Here is a 14749-nt window from a genome sequence, read left to right on the forward strand (position 1 = left end):
GCCCTGAGGACGGTATGATGAAAACGGATTCACACCCTCTCAGAGATGTGATATCCGTCCATTCGTTTTTCCGGAGTTATCACCATGCATAATAATGATGTATCCCGCTTTTCCCCGTCCTCCCCTGATGCACTGAAAAATAAAATCATACTGATAACCGGTGCCGGTGACGGAATCGGCCGTGAAGCCGCCCTGACCTATGCCCGCTACGGTGCGGAACTGATTCTGACCGGCCGGACAGAATCCAAATTACAGGCTGTCCGCGATGAAATTGCACAGCGTTATAAAACAACACCCCGCATCTTTCATCAGGATTTGCTGACGCTGACAGAAGCGCAGGGCCGTCAGTTTGCGGCGATGCTGGCGCAGGAAATTCCGCGTCTGGACGGTGTGCTGCACAATGCCGGAATTCTGGGCGTGGTCGCCCCGTTCGCAGAACAGCCGGCAGCGTTATGGCAGGATGTGATGCAGGTGAATGTCAACGGCACCTTTATACTGACACAGGCACTGTTACCGCTGCTGCTGAAATCCCGGCAAAGCTCGCTGGTATTCACATCATCAAGTGTCGGCCGCGAAGGCCGTGCCGGATGGGGGGCGTATGCCGTCTCCAAATTTGCCACTGAAGGTATGATGCAGGTTCTGGCGCAGGAATATGAAGGTACCGGCCTGCGTGTCAGTTGCATTAACCCCGGCGGCACCCGTACATCCATGCGTGCGGGCGCATTCCCGGATGAGGCGTCAGAAAAACTGAAAACCCCGGCGGATATTATGCCGACCTATTTATATGTGATGTGTGACGACAGCGCAGGTAAGAACGGGATCAGCTATGATGCGCAGCCCGGCCGCAAAGCCGGACCGGCGGAGTAACAGAAGACAGTAACGTCAGGGTGCCGGGGACGCGTCATCCGCTTTCAGCAATAAAACCCCGGCACCAAATACCTCACCGGTTTCCTGTATGAACTCACTGAATTTCCGGCTCTCTTCTTTATCCGTTTTATTCTCTTTATCACTGTGCAGTAATAACTGACGGTAATAGTTTGCCATCCGCATCAGTACCCTGTGATAACGGCTATATATTTCATATTTTCTGGTCACATCCGTCTGGCTCTGAAACTCTGCCATAATCCCGGTTATTTCCGCCGCTGCCTGACGTAATTCCGGGTCCTGAAACTGAATGTCGCGCAGGCGGATATGATTATTGATATCCGCATCCTGTTCCGGCCTGATCACCGTGTCATCAGGCAATGAACTGACACCGCGCGGGTTGTATTCCAGAAAGCGGCGAAACTCTTTCTCATTCATACAGACGGTTACCATTCCCTTTTCACCGGCGACAAATTTGTCCAGAATGGCCTTAATATCGGGAATATCAGAAAAATAGCGGCATTTAAACACATTGTTATCGATAATTTCTGCATTGCTGGTCTGCAATGGTCCCTGATAATAATGGCCGTCAAATTTAAACGTCTTAATAAGAGAGTTAAACTGCGGCGAATACAATGTATCACCGTCATGGATGGTGTAAGAATAATAACGGGCACGGGACGGATTAAGGATTCCGCCGCTGTTTCCGGGATACGCCAGAAAGGAAATCTGCTGTCCCTGCGGGGTTTCCAGCTTATTCAGGCCGGAGGGCAGATACGTAATTCCCTCCGCATCGTGTGCAAGATGGTAACTTTTTCCGTTTACCGTAAAAAACAGGTCATCCCCGGTAATATTACTGTAGTAATACCGGCTCAGCTCTGGCGTATCACGCTGTGTCCCGTCACCGCATCCGGAAAGCAGAAAGATGAGCGTTAACAGACCGCATCGGGTTATCGCAATAATCATCTCCTCACAGAGAAATCGCTGTTTTCCGGTTATTCACCGGCGGAAAATAGTGTTTTGATTATTTTAACGCACACGGCAGGTATTTGCATGATCCCTGTAAAAAAACGTCCCGTGTTTTGAACACGGGACGTTTATAAACGCGGATTCAGACTGAAATAACAGAAATACCGGTTTTATATCACCGGATTATTATTTACCGGTACGGCGTTTCTGTGTATTCCCGGTGCCCTGGCGGCTTGATGCCGGACGTCCGGAATTACGTTTTGATGCGGTGGTGCCTATTTGTGAGTGACGTTTTACCGCACGGCGAATCTGATTCGCTTTGATCCGGCGTTTATCACTTTCCACTGAAACCTTCGTGGTGGTTTCCGGTGACAGACCCACCAGTTCCCGCAGATAGTTGGTTTTTTCCAGGTTCAGTTCCACCCAGCCGCCGCGGGGCAGCGCTTTAGGCAGATCGATATCACCATAACGGACACGGATCAGGCGGCTGACCTGCACACCGACCGCTTCCCACATCCGGCGGACCTCGCGGTTACGGCCCTCTGTCAGCGACACGTTAAACCACTGGTTGATACCTTCCCCGCCCTTGAATTTCAGTGAACGGAACGAGGCCGGGCCATCTTCCAGCTGAACACCCTTAAGCAGCTGATTGCGTTTGGCATCATCAACTTCACCGAAAACGCGGACCGCGTATTCACGCTCCACTTCACGGCTCGGGTGCATCAGGCGGTTTGCCAGTTCCCCGTCAGTCGTGAACAGCAGCAGACCACTGGTATTCACATCCAGGCGGCCGACCGCAATCCAGCGGGCTCCCTGAATGCGCGGCAGGCGATCGAAAACCGTCGGACGGCCGTCCGGATCGTGGCGGGTACATAATTCCCCTTCCGGCTTATAATAAGCCAGCACCCGGCACGGGTTTTTCTGTGCATCTTTGATACCTAAAACCCGGCCGTCGAGGCGGATTTTGGCGTTGGTGTTAACATCGATACGGTCACCCAGTGTGGCGGTTTTACCGTCAATAGAGATACGGCCCGCTTCGATGTAACTTTCAATTTCGCGGCGTGAGCCATGCCCTGCATGCGCTAACACCTTTTGTAACTTTTCTGTTTTCTGGCTCATTGAGCACCCTCTGCTGTCGCCTTCACAGGCGTCATAAAAATCAACCGCAGCATTATACACAGGTTAATGCACGGCGCTAACGCATTTTACACATCTGACGCTCACCGTAATCACCGGAACGGCGTGACATCTCCGGTTCCTTCACGTACCACCACCGGGACATCGTCAGTCAGATCGATTACCGTGGTCGGCTGCTGACCGATATAACCACCGTGGATCACCAGGTCAACCTGTTTGCCCAGGGTATCATTAATTTCTTCCGGGTCAGATTCCGCGAAATCATTACCCGGCAGGATCAGACTGGCTGACATCAGCGGTTCGCCCATAGCGGCAAGCAGATCCATAGCAATCGGATTCGACGGAATACGCAGACCGATGGTTTTGCGTTTTTCACTCATCAAACGGCGTGGTACTTCTTTTGTCGCCCGCAGAATAAAGGTGTAATTGCCCGGCGTATTATTTTTGATTAAACGGAATACGGTATTATCCACATGCGCATACGTGGAGATATCCGATAAATCACGGCACATCAGGGTAAAGTTATGGTTACTGTCTATCTGACGCAGGCGGCAGATCCGCTGTAACGCATCTTTATCTTCCAGGCGGCAGCCGATGGCATAACCGGAGTCGGTCGGGTAAATCACCACGCCGCCTTTATTAAAAATATCCACGCTCTGGCTAATCAGGCGTGCCTGCGGGTTATCCGGATGGATATAAAACATCTGGCCCATGTTGTTTCCTCTGTTAATCCTTCAATGACCAATCCTGCCAGATTGGTATCACATCACCCGGCAACCACAATTTACGGCCCAGTTCGATCCACGAACACGGCTGATGAAAATCGGAGCCCTGGGAGGCTTTTAATTCGTATGTTACGGCGTACTGCGCCAGTGTCCGGCGCTCATCCGGGGCCTGCTGACACTGCGCCACTTCCATGGCATCGCCCCCGGCCTGTTTAAAGAAACCGCACAGGCGTTTAAGCCACTTTGCAGATAAACCATAACGTCCGGGATGTGCCAGCACCGCCTGCCCGCCTGCGGCATGAACCGCTTTCACCGCATCAGGAATATCACACCACTGCGGCGGTACATAGCCGGTTTTGTTGCGGGCAAGATAGCGTTTGAACACCTTCGGAATCGTCGGTTCCACGCCGCGGGCAATCAATACCCGGGCGAAATGTCCGCGGGTAACTTCTCCGCCCTGAGCCAGCGCATTCGCCTCTTCCCAGGTGCCTTCAATCCCGGCCTTTGCCAGCCGTTCACTGATAAGCATGCCGCGTGCCCGGCGCCGCGCTGACTGCTGCGCCAGTAATTCTGTCATTGCCGGATGGGTAATATCAATATTCAGTCCGACAATATGGATCTCATGATGTTCCCAAAGTGTTGATATTTCAACACCATTAATCACTTTTAGCGGCAAATTATTTGCCTGCTGATAATGATGCGCCGCCGGAAGTGCATCCGTGGTGTCGTGATCGGTAATTGCCAGCACGGTCACGCCCATCTCAACGGCTCTGTCCAGTAACTGCTCCGGTGTCAGCATGCCGTCTGACGCAGTGGTATGGCTGTGTAAATCATAGCACGACAGGTCGAGACCTGTATTTTCCGGCTCCATCGCGTCTCCCTTCTGTTCTGACAACGCTTTGTCTGAGGTGACCTCATGACATTTCATCACCCGCCTTTTTGCGGGCAGCACAGTATTCCACAAAAAGCCTTGACACACCAATCGCGATCTAGTTAACTAGTACGCAGAACGAGTTATCTGTAATCACTGTTTATACTAAGGACATCCCATGAACATGCACAAACTGAACAATCGTTGGTGGCGCAATCTTTCCCGTCGGGCGGAATGGTTGTGCGTGCATGTCAGTTAACCGGCTGTACCAAAGCACAGAACCCGCCCCCGTGGCGGGTTTTTTTATGGCAAAAATTCACTTAGCAAGGTAATTATTATGGTCAGCACGATTTTCAGACAACATATCCGGACAGATTATCCGGCTTATCAGCCCGACCCGGCGGCGGTATTTACCGCACTTTGTGCACAGCGCCCTGCAACGCTGTTATTAGAATCCGCCGAAATAGCGTCCAGAGCAAATTTAAAAAGCATGCTGGTTCTGCACAGCGCGCTGCGTATCCGCTGTACCGGACACACCGTGACCGCAGAAGCCCTGACCGCCAATGGCGCGGCGCTGCTGCCGGTATTACAGGATCGCCTGTCCGCCGGAACAATCAGCGGGAACACGCTGACACTGCACTTCACGGCCCCGGATGCTTATGCGGATGAAGATACCCGTCTGCGTGCCGCCTCTGTCTTTGATGTGCTGCGTACGCTGATGAATCTGCCGTCACAGGCCGATGAGCGCCACACCCTGTTTTGCGGCGGACTGTTCAGCTATGACCTGGTCGCTGCATTTGAAGCACTGCCGGCGGTTGAGCGCACCAACCGCTGTCCGGATTACTGTTTTTATCTGGCAGAGACTCTGCTGACCATCGATCACCAGCAGCAGACCAGCGAGCTCATCTCCCTGACTTTTACAGCGGATGCAACAGAACAGGCCCGCCTGACTGAGCAGCATCAGCAGATATTAACCACACTGGCACAACCGGTAACCGCATCCGGTACAGTCGCACCGGTGGATATCAACGTGACAACGTCACATTCAGATGCGGATTTCTGCACTATCGTTAATCAGTTAAAACAGTCCATCGTTCAGGGTGATATTTTCCAGGTCGTGCCTTCACGACGCTTTCAGTTACCGTGTCCGTCGCCGATGGCCGCTTACCGCGAACTGAAAACCCGTAATCCCAGCCCGTACCTGTTCTTTATGCAGGATGCGGATTTCACCCTGTTCGGTGCATCGCCGGAAAGTGCCCTGAAATATGACCCGCTGACCAATCAGATTGAAATCTACCCGATTGCCGGCACCCGTCCGCGCGGCCTGTCAGCAGACGGTTCAGTCGATGCCGATAAAGACAGCCGTCTGGAGCTGGATCTGCGCACTGACCAGAAAGAGCTGGCTGAGCACTTTATGCTGGTGGATCTGGCCCGTAATGACCTCGCCCGTATCTGCCGTCCGGGCAGCCGCAGTGTGGCGGAACTGACCAAAGTTGATCGCTATGCCTTTGTTATGCATCTGGTATCCCGTGTCACCGGCGAATTACGTGATGACCTTGATATTTTTCATGCCTATCAGGCCTGCATGAACATGGGTACACTCACCGGCGCACCAAAAGTCCGCGCAATGGAACTGATTGCACAGGCGGAAAAAGTCCGCCGCGGCAGCTACGGCGGTGCCGTCGGCTATTTTCGCGGTGATACCACGTTTGATACCTGTATCGTCATCCGCTCTGCCTATGTCGAAAACGGTATTGCCACGGTACAGGCAGGCGGCGGCGTGGTACTGGATTCCGACCCGCAGGCGGAAGCCGATGAAAACCGCAACAAAGCCCGCGCGGTGATCCGCGCCATCACCCGCGCCCATCATGCAGAGGAGACATTCTGATGGCTGATATTTTACTGCTCGATAATGTCGATTCCTTTACTTATAACCTGGCCGATCAGTTCCGTGCTCAGGGGCATCAGGTGGTGATTTACCGTAACCGTGTACCGGCGGATGTCATTCTTGCCGCCCTGGAAACCATGGAGACCCCGGTACTGGTGCTCTCTCCGGGACCGGGAAAACCGGCGGATGCCGGATGCCAGCCGGAAGTACTGAGCCGTGTCAGAGGCCGTTATCCGGTGATCGGTATTTGCCTCGGTCATCAGGCGATTGTTGAAGCCTACGGCGGCAAAGTCAGCCACGCCGGTGCCGTACTCCACGGTAAAGCCAGTCAGTTGCACCACGATGAGCAATCTATGTTTTCCGGTCTGCCGAACCCGATGAAAGTGGCACGCTATCACTCCCTGGCGGCAGAAATCATCCCGGAAACACTGACCGTGTGTGCCACCAGCGACAATATTGTGATGGCCGTCCGCCATGAACAGGACAAAGTCTGCGGTTTACAGTTTCATCCCGAATCCGTTCTGACACCGGACGGTGCAGCCCTGCTGGCCAATACCCTGGCGTGGGCACAGGCATAACTCAACCTGAAAAACAGATAAAAAAACAGATTAAGGAACAGAGAGATGCAAACATTATTTGAAAAACTTTACCGGGGCGAAACACTGACACTGGCAGAAAGCCGGGAATTATTTTCCGCGATTATCCGGGGTGAACTGAGCGAAACTCAGCTGGCAGCAGCGCTGATCAGCATGAAAATGCGCGGCGAGCAGCCGGATGAAATCGCCGGTGCCGCACAGGCCTGTCTGAACAATGCGCGCGCCTTCCCGCGCCCGGATTACCGTTTCAGTGATATTGTCGGTACCGGCGGTGATGCCTCTGACAGTATCAATATCTCTACGGCCAGTGCTTTTGTGGCGGCAGCCTGCGGGATCAAAGTCGCCAAACACGGCAGCCGCAGCGTATCGAGTAAAACCGGTTCTTCCGATTTACTGAACGCGTTCGGAATCGCACTGGATACCCCGGCGGATGTGTCCCGCAGCGCACTGGATGATGTCGGTGTCTGTTTTCTGTTTGCCCCGCACTATCACGACGGCTTCCGTTTCGCCGCACCGGTGCGTCAGCAGCTGAAAACCCGAACATTATTTAATGTCCTCGGCCCGCTGATCAACCCGGCCCGGCCTCCGGTTACCCTGATTGGCGTGTACAGCCCGGCGCTGATCCGGCCTGTCGCGGAAACCCTGAAAGTCCTCGGTTACCAGCGTGCCGCCGTGGTGCACAGCGGCGGAATGGATGAAGTCTCCCTGCATGCGCCGACGCAGGTGGCCGAGCTGCATCACGGAGAGATCCGTGAATACCGCCTGACCACAGAGGACTTCGGCCTGCCGGGTTATGACATGCGGGAACTGCGCGGCGGCACCCCGGAAGAAAATCGTCAGTTACTGACCCGGTTATTGCAGGGAGAAGGCACAGCAGCCCAGAGTCATGCCGTGGCCGCCAATGTCGCCCTGCTGATGAAACTCAATGATAACGAAGATTTACAGGATAATGCACAGCACGCGCTGGCAATGATCCGCAGTGGTAACGCCTTTGAGCGCGTCACCGCCCTGGCCGCGAGAGGATAAACCATGAAAGGCACCGTATTAGAACAAATCGTGAATGACAAACGTATTTCCCTGATTGCACGGAAAAAACAGGAGCCGTTACTGAGCTTCGCGGATAACCTGCCGCTGAGTGACCGCGATTTTTATCAGGCGCTGCGCGATGCGGACACCGCCTTTATTCTGGAGTGTAAAAAGGCATCTCCGTCCAAAGGGCTGATTCGTCAGGATTTTAATCTCAGTGAAATCGCGGCGGCCTATGCGCCGTATGCCACGGCGGTATCAGTACTGACGGACGAAAAATATTTTCAGGGACAACATGACTATCTGCGGCAGGTGCGTGCGCTGATCACACAGCCGGTCTTGTGCAAAGATTTTATTATTGATGCTTATCAGGTGTATCTCGCCCGCCACTATGGCGCAGACGCGATTCTGCTGATGCTCTCTGTCCTGAATGATGCGGACTATCACTCATTGTCCACACTGGCACACTCCCTCAATATGGGGGTACTGACAGAAGTCAGTACGGAAGAGGAACTGAGGCGCGCTATTGCCCTTGATGCGCAGGTTATCGGTATTAATAACCGCGATCTGCGTGACCTGTCCATTGATCGCCGCCGGACTGCGGATTTTGCCCCGCACATCCCTGCTGACCGCATTGTTATCAGTGAATCCGGCATTACCACACATCAGCATATCCGCGAATTACGCCCGCATGCTGACGGATTCCTGATCGGCAGTGCCATTATGGCGCAGCCGGATTTGGATCTGGCGATCCGCCGCCTTATTTACGGCGAACACAAAGTCTGCGGCCTGACCCGTGCGGAAGATGCCCGTGCGGCTTATGATGCCGGTGCGGCTTTCGGCGGACTGATTTTTGTCGGTAAATCGCCGCGTTATGTGGATGAAGCTCAGGCCGCAGAAGTAATGCGCGGTGCACCGCTGGCGTATGTCGGCGTGTTCCGCAACCACGACCCGGCGGATATCGCTGCGATTACCCGCCGCCTGAAACTGCACGCCGTTCAGTTACACGGTGATGAGGATGAACATGATATCGCGCTGCTGCGATTACATCTCCCGGCGGCGTGTGAGATCTGGAAAGCGCTGGATATGACTCACGGTTCGGACATCACCGTTCCGGACGGCGTGGTACGGCTGGTGCTGGATAACGGCAAAGGCGGTACCGGGCAGACGTTCGACTGGCAGACCCTGCCGCCCTCACTGCCGGTGCCTTTTACCCTCGCAGGCGGGCTGAATGCGGAAAATTGTGTCTCCGCAGCCGCCTCCGGTGCCGCCGGGCTGGATTTTAACTCCGGTGCCGAGTCCGCCCCCGGCATTAAAGATGCAGAGAAACTCCGTCAAATATTTAATCAATTACATCAGCAAGTTGCCTGACTGACGACTGAAAAGAAAAAGGATCAGAAAACAATGAGTAAATTAAATCCCTACTTTGGTGAATTCGGCGGGCAGTTTGTGCCGCAGATTTTAATCCCGGCTCTCGATCAGCTCGAAGATGCCTTTATTGCTGCTCAGGAAGACCCGGAATTTCAGCGTGAATTTACCGATCTGCTGCAAAACTATGCCGGACGGCCGACTGCCCTGACGCTGTGCAAAAACCTGACGGCAGGCAGCAAAACCAAACTGTATCTGAAGCGTGAAGATTTACTGCACGGCGGCGCGCACAAAACCAACCAGGTTCTCGGCCAGGCACTGCTGGCAAAACGGATGGGTAAAACCGAAATTATTGCCGAAACCGGTGCCGGACAACACGGTGTGGCAGCCGCACTGGCCAGTGCACTGCTCGGCCTGAAATGCCGCGTGTATATGGGTGCAAAAGACGTGGAACGTCAGTCACCAAACGTATTCCGTATGCGGCTGATGGGCGCGGAAGTCATCCCGGTACACAGCGGCTCCGCCACACTGAAAGATGCCTGTAACGAGGCGCTGCGCGACTGGAGCGGCAACTATGACCGTGCGCACTATTTATTAGGCACCGCCGCAGGCCCGCATCCGTACCCGACTATTGTCCGCGAATTTCAGCGTATGATCAGTGATGAAGCCCGCGCGCAGATCCTCACCCGCGAAGGCCGCCTGCCGGATGCGGTGATCGCCTGTATCGGCGGCGGTTCAAACGCCATCGGTGCGTTTGCCGGGTTTATTCCGGATGAATCTGTTGCCCTGATCGGTGTCGAACCGGCCGGACACGGCATTGAAACCGGCGAACACGGTGCGCCGCTCAAACATGGCCGCATTGGTATCTACTTCGGTATGAAATCACCGATGATGCAGACAGAAGACGGCCAGATCGAGGAATCTTACTCTATCTCTGCCGGTCTGGACTTCCCGTCTGTCGGGCCGCAGCACGCATATCTGAATGCTATCGGCCGGGCGGATTATGTTTCCGCCACCGATGATGAGGCACTGGACGCATTCAAAACCCTGAGCCGTCAGGAAGGCATTATTCCGGCGCTGGAATCCTCCCATGCCCTGGCACACGCACTGAAAATGATCCGTGAAAATCCGGAGAAAGAACAAATTCTTATCGTCAATATTTCCGGTCGCGGAGACAAAGATATTTTCACTGTTTATGACATTTTTAAAGCAAGAGGTGATTTCTGATGAGCCGGTATGAACAACTTTTTCAGCGTTTGCAGTCCCTTAATCAGGGTGCGTTTATCCCGTTTGTCACTCTGGGTGATCCGTCTGCTGACGTTTCCCTGCAAATTATCGATGCGCTGGTGGCCGGTGGTGCCGATGCTCTGGAAATCGGTATTCCGTTTTCTGACCCGCTGGCAGACGGCCCGGTGATTCAGGATGCTAACCTGCGCGCCTTTGCCGCCGGCATGACCCCGGCACGCTGCTTTGAACTGATTTCACAAATCCGCGCCAAGTATCCTGAACTGCCGGTGGGGCTGCTGATGTATGCCAATCTGGTGTTTCATAACGGCATTGAACAGTTTTATAAAACCGCAGCAAACGCCGGTGTGGATTCCGTGCTGATCGCCGATGTGCCGCTGCATGAATCTCAGCCGTTCCGTGATGCCGCACTGGCAAATAATATCGCACCGGTCTTTATCTGCCCGCCGGATGCGGATGATAAGTTACTGGAAACACTGGCTGCCGCCGGGAAAGGATATACCTACCTGCTCTCCCGTGCCGGTGTGACCGGGACAGAAAAGCGGGCGGAGAAATCCCTGACCGGCCTGACCGCAAAACTGACCGCACTGAATGCCGCCCCGCCGGTTCAGGGATTCGGGATCTCCGAACCGGAACAGGTGCAGGAATCATTGCGCAATGGTGCCGCCGGGGCAATTTCCGGCTCGGCTGTGGTAAAAATCATCGCCGCAAATCTGGATAATGTCCCTGTGATGTGTCAGAAACTGCGGGAATTTACGCAGAAAATGAAAAACGCAACGCAATTATAAGTTTTCACCCGGCCCGCTGTTAACAGCGGGTTATTTTTTGTTGAGAAACATTTGGTTTTCATTAATACTAAAAGGGTCAGGCACATATTATTCTGCTATCCGTGCCGGTAATTAGGAGAACATCATGAAGTACATGAAATTAGTTACCTCATTTTTTGTTGTCATGTTTATGGCTTTCACCCTGTCCGCCTGTGCCCCGACTTCCACCAGTGAAGGTACCGGGGGCTATTTTGATGATTCCGTCATCACCACCAAAGTAAAAACAGCCCTGCTGGGTGAGAAAGGTATCAAATCCACTCAAATCAGCGTGGAAACGTTTAAAGGTAAAGTGCAGCTGAGCGGATTTGTCTCTTCAGAGAAAGAAGCCAACCTGGCAGTAAATACCGCGCGCAAAGTGCCGGGTGTACAGGTTGTGATTAACTCAATGAAGTTGCGGTGACTCTGAATAACAGATTACCGGATATAAAAATGGCGCAATTATTATTGCGCCATCTTTTATGATACTGATAACGGGGATTATCAGAATTTGTAACCGACACCGAACATGAATACCCACGGATCGAGGTTCGTTTTATAAGACTGGTTGGCACCACCGGCTTTGAAATCAACATCTGTTTTGATGTTCATCCACCAGAGAGAAGCGTTCAGCATCCAGTTCTGGTCTAATTCATAATCCAGACCGGCCTGTGCTGCCACACCCCATGAACTGCTCATACTCAGGTCGCTTAAACCTGCGCCTTTACCGGTATCGTTAAATCCTTCATCAAAGAAGAAGGTATAGTTAACACCCACACCTAAATACGGACGCAGTTTATCTTCCGGGGTACGGAAATAGTACTGTGCCATTAAGGTTGGCGGTAAATGTTTGGCTGTTGCAATTTCACCTGCTGCCGGAACAGAAATTTTATGCTCAAACGGTGTCGCAGCCAGTAATTCCACACCGATATTATCGGTGATCATATAACTGAACGTTAAACCTAACTGAGTATTATTATTTGCTTCAAAAGAACCAAAGCCCAGAACATTATCGGAGCTGACATTCGGACGCACAGTCGCAGTACCACCACGAACGATAAAATCACCGGCCTGGTGTGCCATTGAAACTGACGGTAAAACAGTTGCCAGTGCTAAACACACTGCAGAAAGTTTTTTCATTATCTATCCCATCCTAAAAAAAGAAAAAAAACACAATAAGTACAGTTTGAAATATACAACCTTAAATCGAATTATGATCTAAGACAGATCACAACATTTAAATAAAAATCACATTTTACGCAAAGATCTAAATTATTATTCCATGGTGATATTTTCATTTATTGATATATATCAAAAACAACGTTTTTCATTTTTATTTCAATCCGCGCTTTCCGGTTTTATGTCAATTTATAAAACATATCGCTTAGTATTCAGCCGGGGGTTTTGTATCAACATTGTTAATAATATGTGATTTTTCCGTTTTGTATTTCCTGATATTCCGTCTGATCCCTGTATTTCCGCCTGACGAACAGGTTACAATTCCCGCCATACTGTTTTACAATTACACCCATATTTTTATTCCACGCTTTACAGGAGTTGTTCCATGTCCATGCCGGTGCCGGTTCTCGCCCGTGACAGCCTTAATTTTTTCCGCAATCAGCTGATGTCCGTTCTGATTATTTCGCTGCTCACCGCCGCAGTTACCGTCGGGCTCAATGTGCTGCTGACCTGGAATTCCAACGGGCTGGCGCTTATCCGCGCCCTGGAAACCACCTATGCCACCGAGGGTTCCGGCGGATTTCAGCGGGCAGTCGCAACACTGACCTCCGATGACCAGTGGCAGATGCTGAAAACCGGCCTGGGCACTATCTTCAGCTCCCTGCTGGGCAATGCGGTCTTCGTGACTGCCATGATTTTCCTGATTTTCAGTGCATCACAGGGACAATCTGTTTCCGCTTTACAGGCAATCACCGGATCTGCCGGACGCATTCCGCGCATGCTGGTACTGCTGCTGATCTGTTCACTGGTGATTGCACTCGGACTGGTCGCCATGTATCTGCCGGGATTAATTCTGGCAATGTTACTGGCGCTGGCACCGATCATTATGTTCACCGAAAAGAACAGCGTATTTACCGCCATAAAAATCAGCGGGAATATTGCACTGAAAAATATCAGAGTACTTCTGCCTGCTATTCTAATCTGGTTTGCCCTGAAACAGGCATCCGTAGTGTTTCTTAGTAAACTTCCTGTAGCTAATGAACATATTCTGATGACGCTGATTCTGTTTATTAATAATGTCATCAGCGGACTGGTCATTATTTATCTGTTCCGGTTCTATCAGTTATTTACACAATCACAGTCTGTCAGCGACTATCAGTAAGGCGGACATATGCGCACCGATAATGATATTTACCGGGCAATTCAGGATTATATCCGTGCTGATGATAATATCCGCGCGGCCATTCTGAACGGGTCACGGGCAAATAAACAGGTTGCTGCCGATAAATATCAGGACTTCGATATTGTCTTTTTTGTACACAATATTGAGGCTGCAAAGTTTCCCGCCCTGCGGGAATCCTTTTTCGGTATTCCGGTATTACAGCAATGCCCTGATGACATGCTTTTGGGCAATGAAGGTATGCCGCCCCGTGCGGCGTATACCCTGCTGATGATATATGAGGATGGTCACCGGATAGACCTGACACTGTTTCCGCTGACGCATTTCGCCTCAGATTACAGACACGACAGCCTGACCATTCCTCTCGCAGATAAAGACGGCCTCTTTGCTGACACAGCCCCGGCAGATGAAAGCAGTTATTTTATCACACCACCCGATGCCCGCTTATTTGCCGAAACCGCCAATGAATTCTGGTGGTGCGCCACAAATGTGGCCAAAGGTCTGGCAAGACATGAAATAACCTGTGCCAAAGCAATGACAGAAGATGTTATACGCCCGGTTTTTATGCAGATGCTGGACTGGAAAATTGGTTGTACCTGCGGGTTTAATCTGTCCACCGGAAAAAACGGAAAATATTTATCCCGTTACCTGACCACGGATGAAATGCAGGCCGTTCTCGATACCTATTCTGATGCAGATCCGGAAAATAACTGGCGGGCGTTATTTCTGATGTGTGAACTGTTCCGCGAATATCAGACAGTGACGGCAGAAATATCCGGGTTTGAAATCAACACACGGGAATGTGATGCGTCTGTTCATTATCTCCGCAAAATTTATAAAACTGCCCGGACAGGTAAAAAATCAGGCCAATAATATGGCCTGATTATCCGGTGTGTTT

13 protein-coding genes and 1 pseudogene are annotated in these 14749 nt (G+C 51.9%); 9 read left to right on the forward strand and 5 right to left on the reverse strand.

Annotated elements, in window-relative coordinates:
* Positions 1–84: 84 nt before the first annotated feature.
* Complete coding sequence (locus R5268_RS09975; RefSeq protein WP_218454105.1) at positions 85–867, forward strand: YciK family oxidoreductase; 783 nt, start codon at positions 85–87, stop codon at positions 865–867.
* A 15-nt stretch (positions 868–882) separates the two neighbouring features.
* Here the strand turns inward: R5268_RS09975 and R5268_RS09980 are convergent, their stop codons facing one another.
* The 4 genes from R5268_RS09980 to rnm all read right to left on the reverse strand — a co-directional run bounded on the left by R5268_RS09980 (position 883) and on the right by rnm (position 4566).
* The gene (locus R5268_RS09980) at positions 883–1830 is read right to left on the reverse strand and encodes a hypothetical protein (RefSeq protein ID WP_218454106.1); all 948 of its coding nucleotides are present in this window, start codon (positions 1828–1830) and stop codon (positions 883–885) included.
* 189 nt (positions 1831–2019) lie between these two features.
* On the reverse strand, positions 2020–2952 hold the full coding sequence (rluB, locus tag R5268_RS09985) for a 23S rRNA pseudouridine(2605) synthase RluB (protein WP_046893429.1): 933 nt from the start codon (positions 2950–2952) through the stop codon (positions 2020–2022).
* 110 nt (positions 2953–3062) lie between these two features.
* Positions 3063–3683 (reverse strand): L-threonylcarbamoyladenylate synthase, encoded by a 621-nt coding sequence (locus tag R5268_RS09990; protein WP_046893430.1) that lies wholly within the window; start codon positions 3681–3683, stop codon positions 3063–3065.
* 13 nt (positions 3684–3696) lie between these two features.
* Positions 3697–4566, reverse strand: a complete 870-nt coding sequence (gene rnm, locus R5268_RS09995; RefSeq protein WP_218428399.1) for an RNase RNM — start codon at positions 4564–4566, stop codon at positions 3697–3699.
* Between the two features lie 337 nt (positions 4567–4903).
* Here rnm and R5268_RS10000 point away from each other — a divergent pair, with 337 nt between their 5' ends.
* From R5268_RS10000 to R5268_RS10025, 6 genes and pseudogenes are all read left to right on the forward strand, one after another.
* Positions 4904–6454: an anthranilate synthase component 1 gene (locus R5268_RS10000; protein WP_107680223.1), complete on the forward strand. Its 1551-nt coding sequence runs from the start codon at positions 4904–4906 to the stop codon at positions 6452–6454.
* Positions 6454–8076 (forward strand): annotated as a pseudogene (gene trpD, locus R5268_RS10005) (bifunctional anthranilate synthase glutamate amidotransferase component TrpG/anthranilate phosphoribosyltransferase TrpD). The gene R5268_RS10000 and the pseudogene trpD overlap by 1 nt, the downstream one beginning before the upstream one ends.
* Before the next feature lie 3 nt (positions 8077–8079).
* On the forward strand, positions 8080–9447 hold the full coding sequence (trpCF, locus tag R5268_RS10010; RefSeq protein ID WP_317419974.1) for a bifunctional indole-3-glycerol-phosphate synthase TrpC/phosphoribosylanthranilate isomerase TrpF: 1368 nt from the start codon (positions 8080–8082) through the stop codon (positions 9445–9447).
* A gap of 33 nt (positions 9448–9480) precedes the next feature.
* Complete coding sequence (gene trpB, locus R5268_RS10015) at positions 9481–10671, forward strand: tryptophan synthase subunit beta (RefSeq protein WP_317419972.1); 1191 nt, start codon at positions 9481–9483, stop codon at positions 10669–10671.
* Positions 10671–11477, forward strand: a complete 807-nt coding sequence (trpA, locus tag R5268_RS10020) for a tryptophan synthase subunit alpha (protein ID WP_317419970.1) — start codon at positions 10671–10673, stop codon at positions 11475–11477. The genes trpB and trpA overlap by 1 nt, the downstream gene beginning before the upstream one ends.
* A 124-nt stretch (positions 11478–11601) precedes the next feature.
* Positions 11602–11916, forward strand: coding sequence for a BON domain-containing protein (locus R5268_RS10025; protein WP_107680228.1), 315 nt, complete (start codon positions 11602–11604; stop codon positions 11914–11916).
* Positions 11917–11996: 80 nt separating this feature from the next.
* Here the strand turns inward: R5268_RS10025 and ompW are convergent, their stop codons facing one another.
* The gene (ompW, locus tag R5268_RS10030; RefSeq protein WP_046893438.1) at positions 11997–12632 is read right to left on the reverse strand and encodes an outer membrane protein OmpW; all 636 of its coding nucleotides are present in this window, start codon (positions 12630–12632) and stop codon (positions 11997–11999) included.
* Positions 12633–13056: 424 nt separating this feature from the next.
* Here ompW and R5268_RS10035 point away from each other — a divergent pair, with 424 nt between their 5' ends.
* Entirely contained in the window at positions 13057–13833 is a 777-nt protein-coding gene (locus R5268_RS10035) for a YciC family protein (protein ID WP_046893439.1), read from the forward strand.
* A gap of 9 nt (positions 13834–13842) precedes the next feature.
* On the forward strand, positions 13843–14724 hold the full coding sequence (locus R5268_RS10040; protein ID WP_218454112.1) for an aminoglycoside 6-adenylyltransferase: 882 nt from the start codon (positions 13843–13845) through the stop codon (positions 14722–14724).
* The last annotated feature ends 25 nt before the right edge of the window (positions 14725–14749 follow it).

The organism is Morganella sp. BCCO 40_0007 (assembly GCF_032989665.1).
GTDB classification, from domain to species: domain Bacteria; phylum Pseudomonadota; class Gammaproteobacteria; order Enterobacterales; family Enterobacteriaceae; genus Morganella; species Morganella sibonii.

Excerpts from the sequence above, each read along its gene's own strand:
- R5268_RS09990 (WP_046893430.1), bottom strand. The coding sequence starts at position 3,683 with ATGGGCCAGATGTTTTATATCCATCCGGATAACCCGCAGGCACGCCTG.
- rluB (WP_046893429.1), bottom strand. The coding sequence starts at position 2,952 with ATGAGCCAGAAAACAGAAAAGTTACAAAAGGTGTTAGCGCATGCAGGG.
- R5268_RS10025 (WP_107680228.1), top strand. The coding sequence starts at position 11,602 with ATGAAGTACATGAAATTAGTTACCTCATTTTTTGTTGTCATGTTTATG.
- R5268_RS09980 (WP_218454106.1), bottom strand. The coding sequence starts at position 1,830 with ATGATTATTGCGATAACCCGATGCGGTCTGTTAACGCTCATCTTTCTG.
- trpCF (WP_317419974.1), top strand. The coding sequence starts at position 8,080 with ATGAAAGGCACCGTATTAGAACAAATCGTGAATGACAAACGTATTTCC.
- trpA (WP_317419970.1), top strand. The coding sequence starts at position 10,671 with ATGAGCCGGTATGAACAACTTTTTCAGCGTTTGCAGTCCCTTAATCAG.
- rnm (WP_218428399.1), bottom strand. The coding sequence starts at position 4,566 with ATGGAGCCGGAAAATACAGGTCTCGACCTGTCGTGCTATGATTTACAC.
- trpB (WP_317419972.1), top strand. The coding sequence starts at position 9,481 with ATGAGTAAATTAAATCCCTACTTTGGTGAATTCGGCGGGCAGTTTGTG.
- R5268_RS10040 (WP_218454112.1), top strand. The coding sequence starts at position 13,843 with ATGCGCACCGATAATGATATTTACCGGGCAATTCAGGATTATATCCGT.
- R5268_RS09975 (WP_218454105.1), top strand. The coding sequence starts at position 85 with ATGCATAATAATGATGTATCCCGCTTTTCCCCGTCCTCCCCTGATGCA.
- R5268_RS10035 (WP_046893439.1), top strand. The coding sequence starts at position 13,057 with ATGTCCATGCCGGTGCCGGTTCTCGCCCGTGACAGCCTTAATTTTTTC.
- R5268_RS10000 (WP_107680223.1), top strand. The coding sequence starts at position 4,904 with ATGGTCAGCACGATTTTCAGACAACATATCCGGACAGATTATCCGGCT.
- ompW (WP_046893438.1), bottom strand. The coding sequence starts at position 12,632 with ATGAAAAAACTTTCTGCAGTGTGTTTAGCACTGGCAACTGTTTTACCG.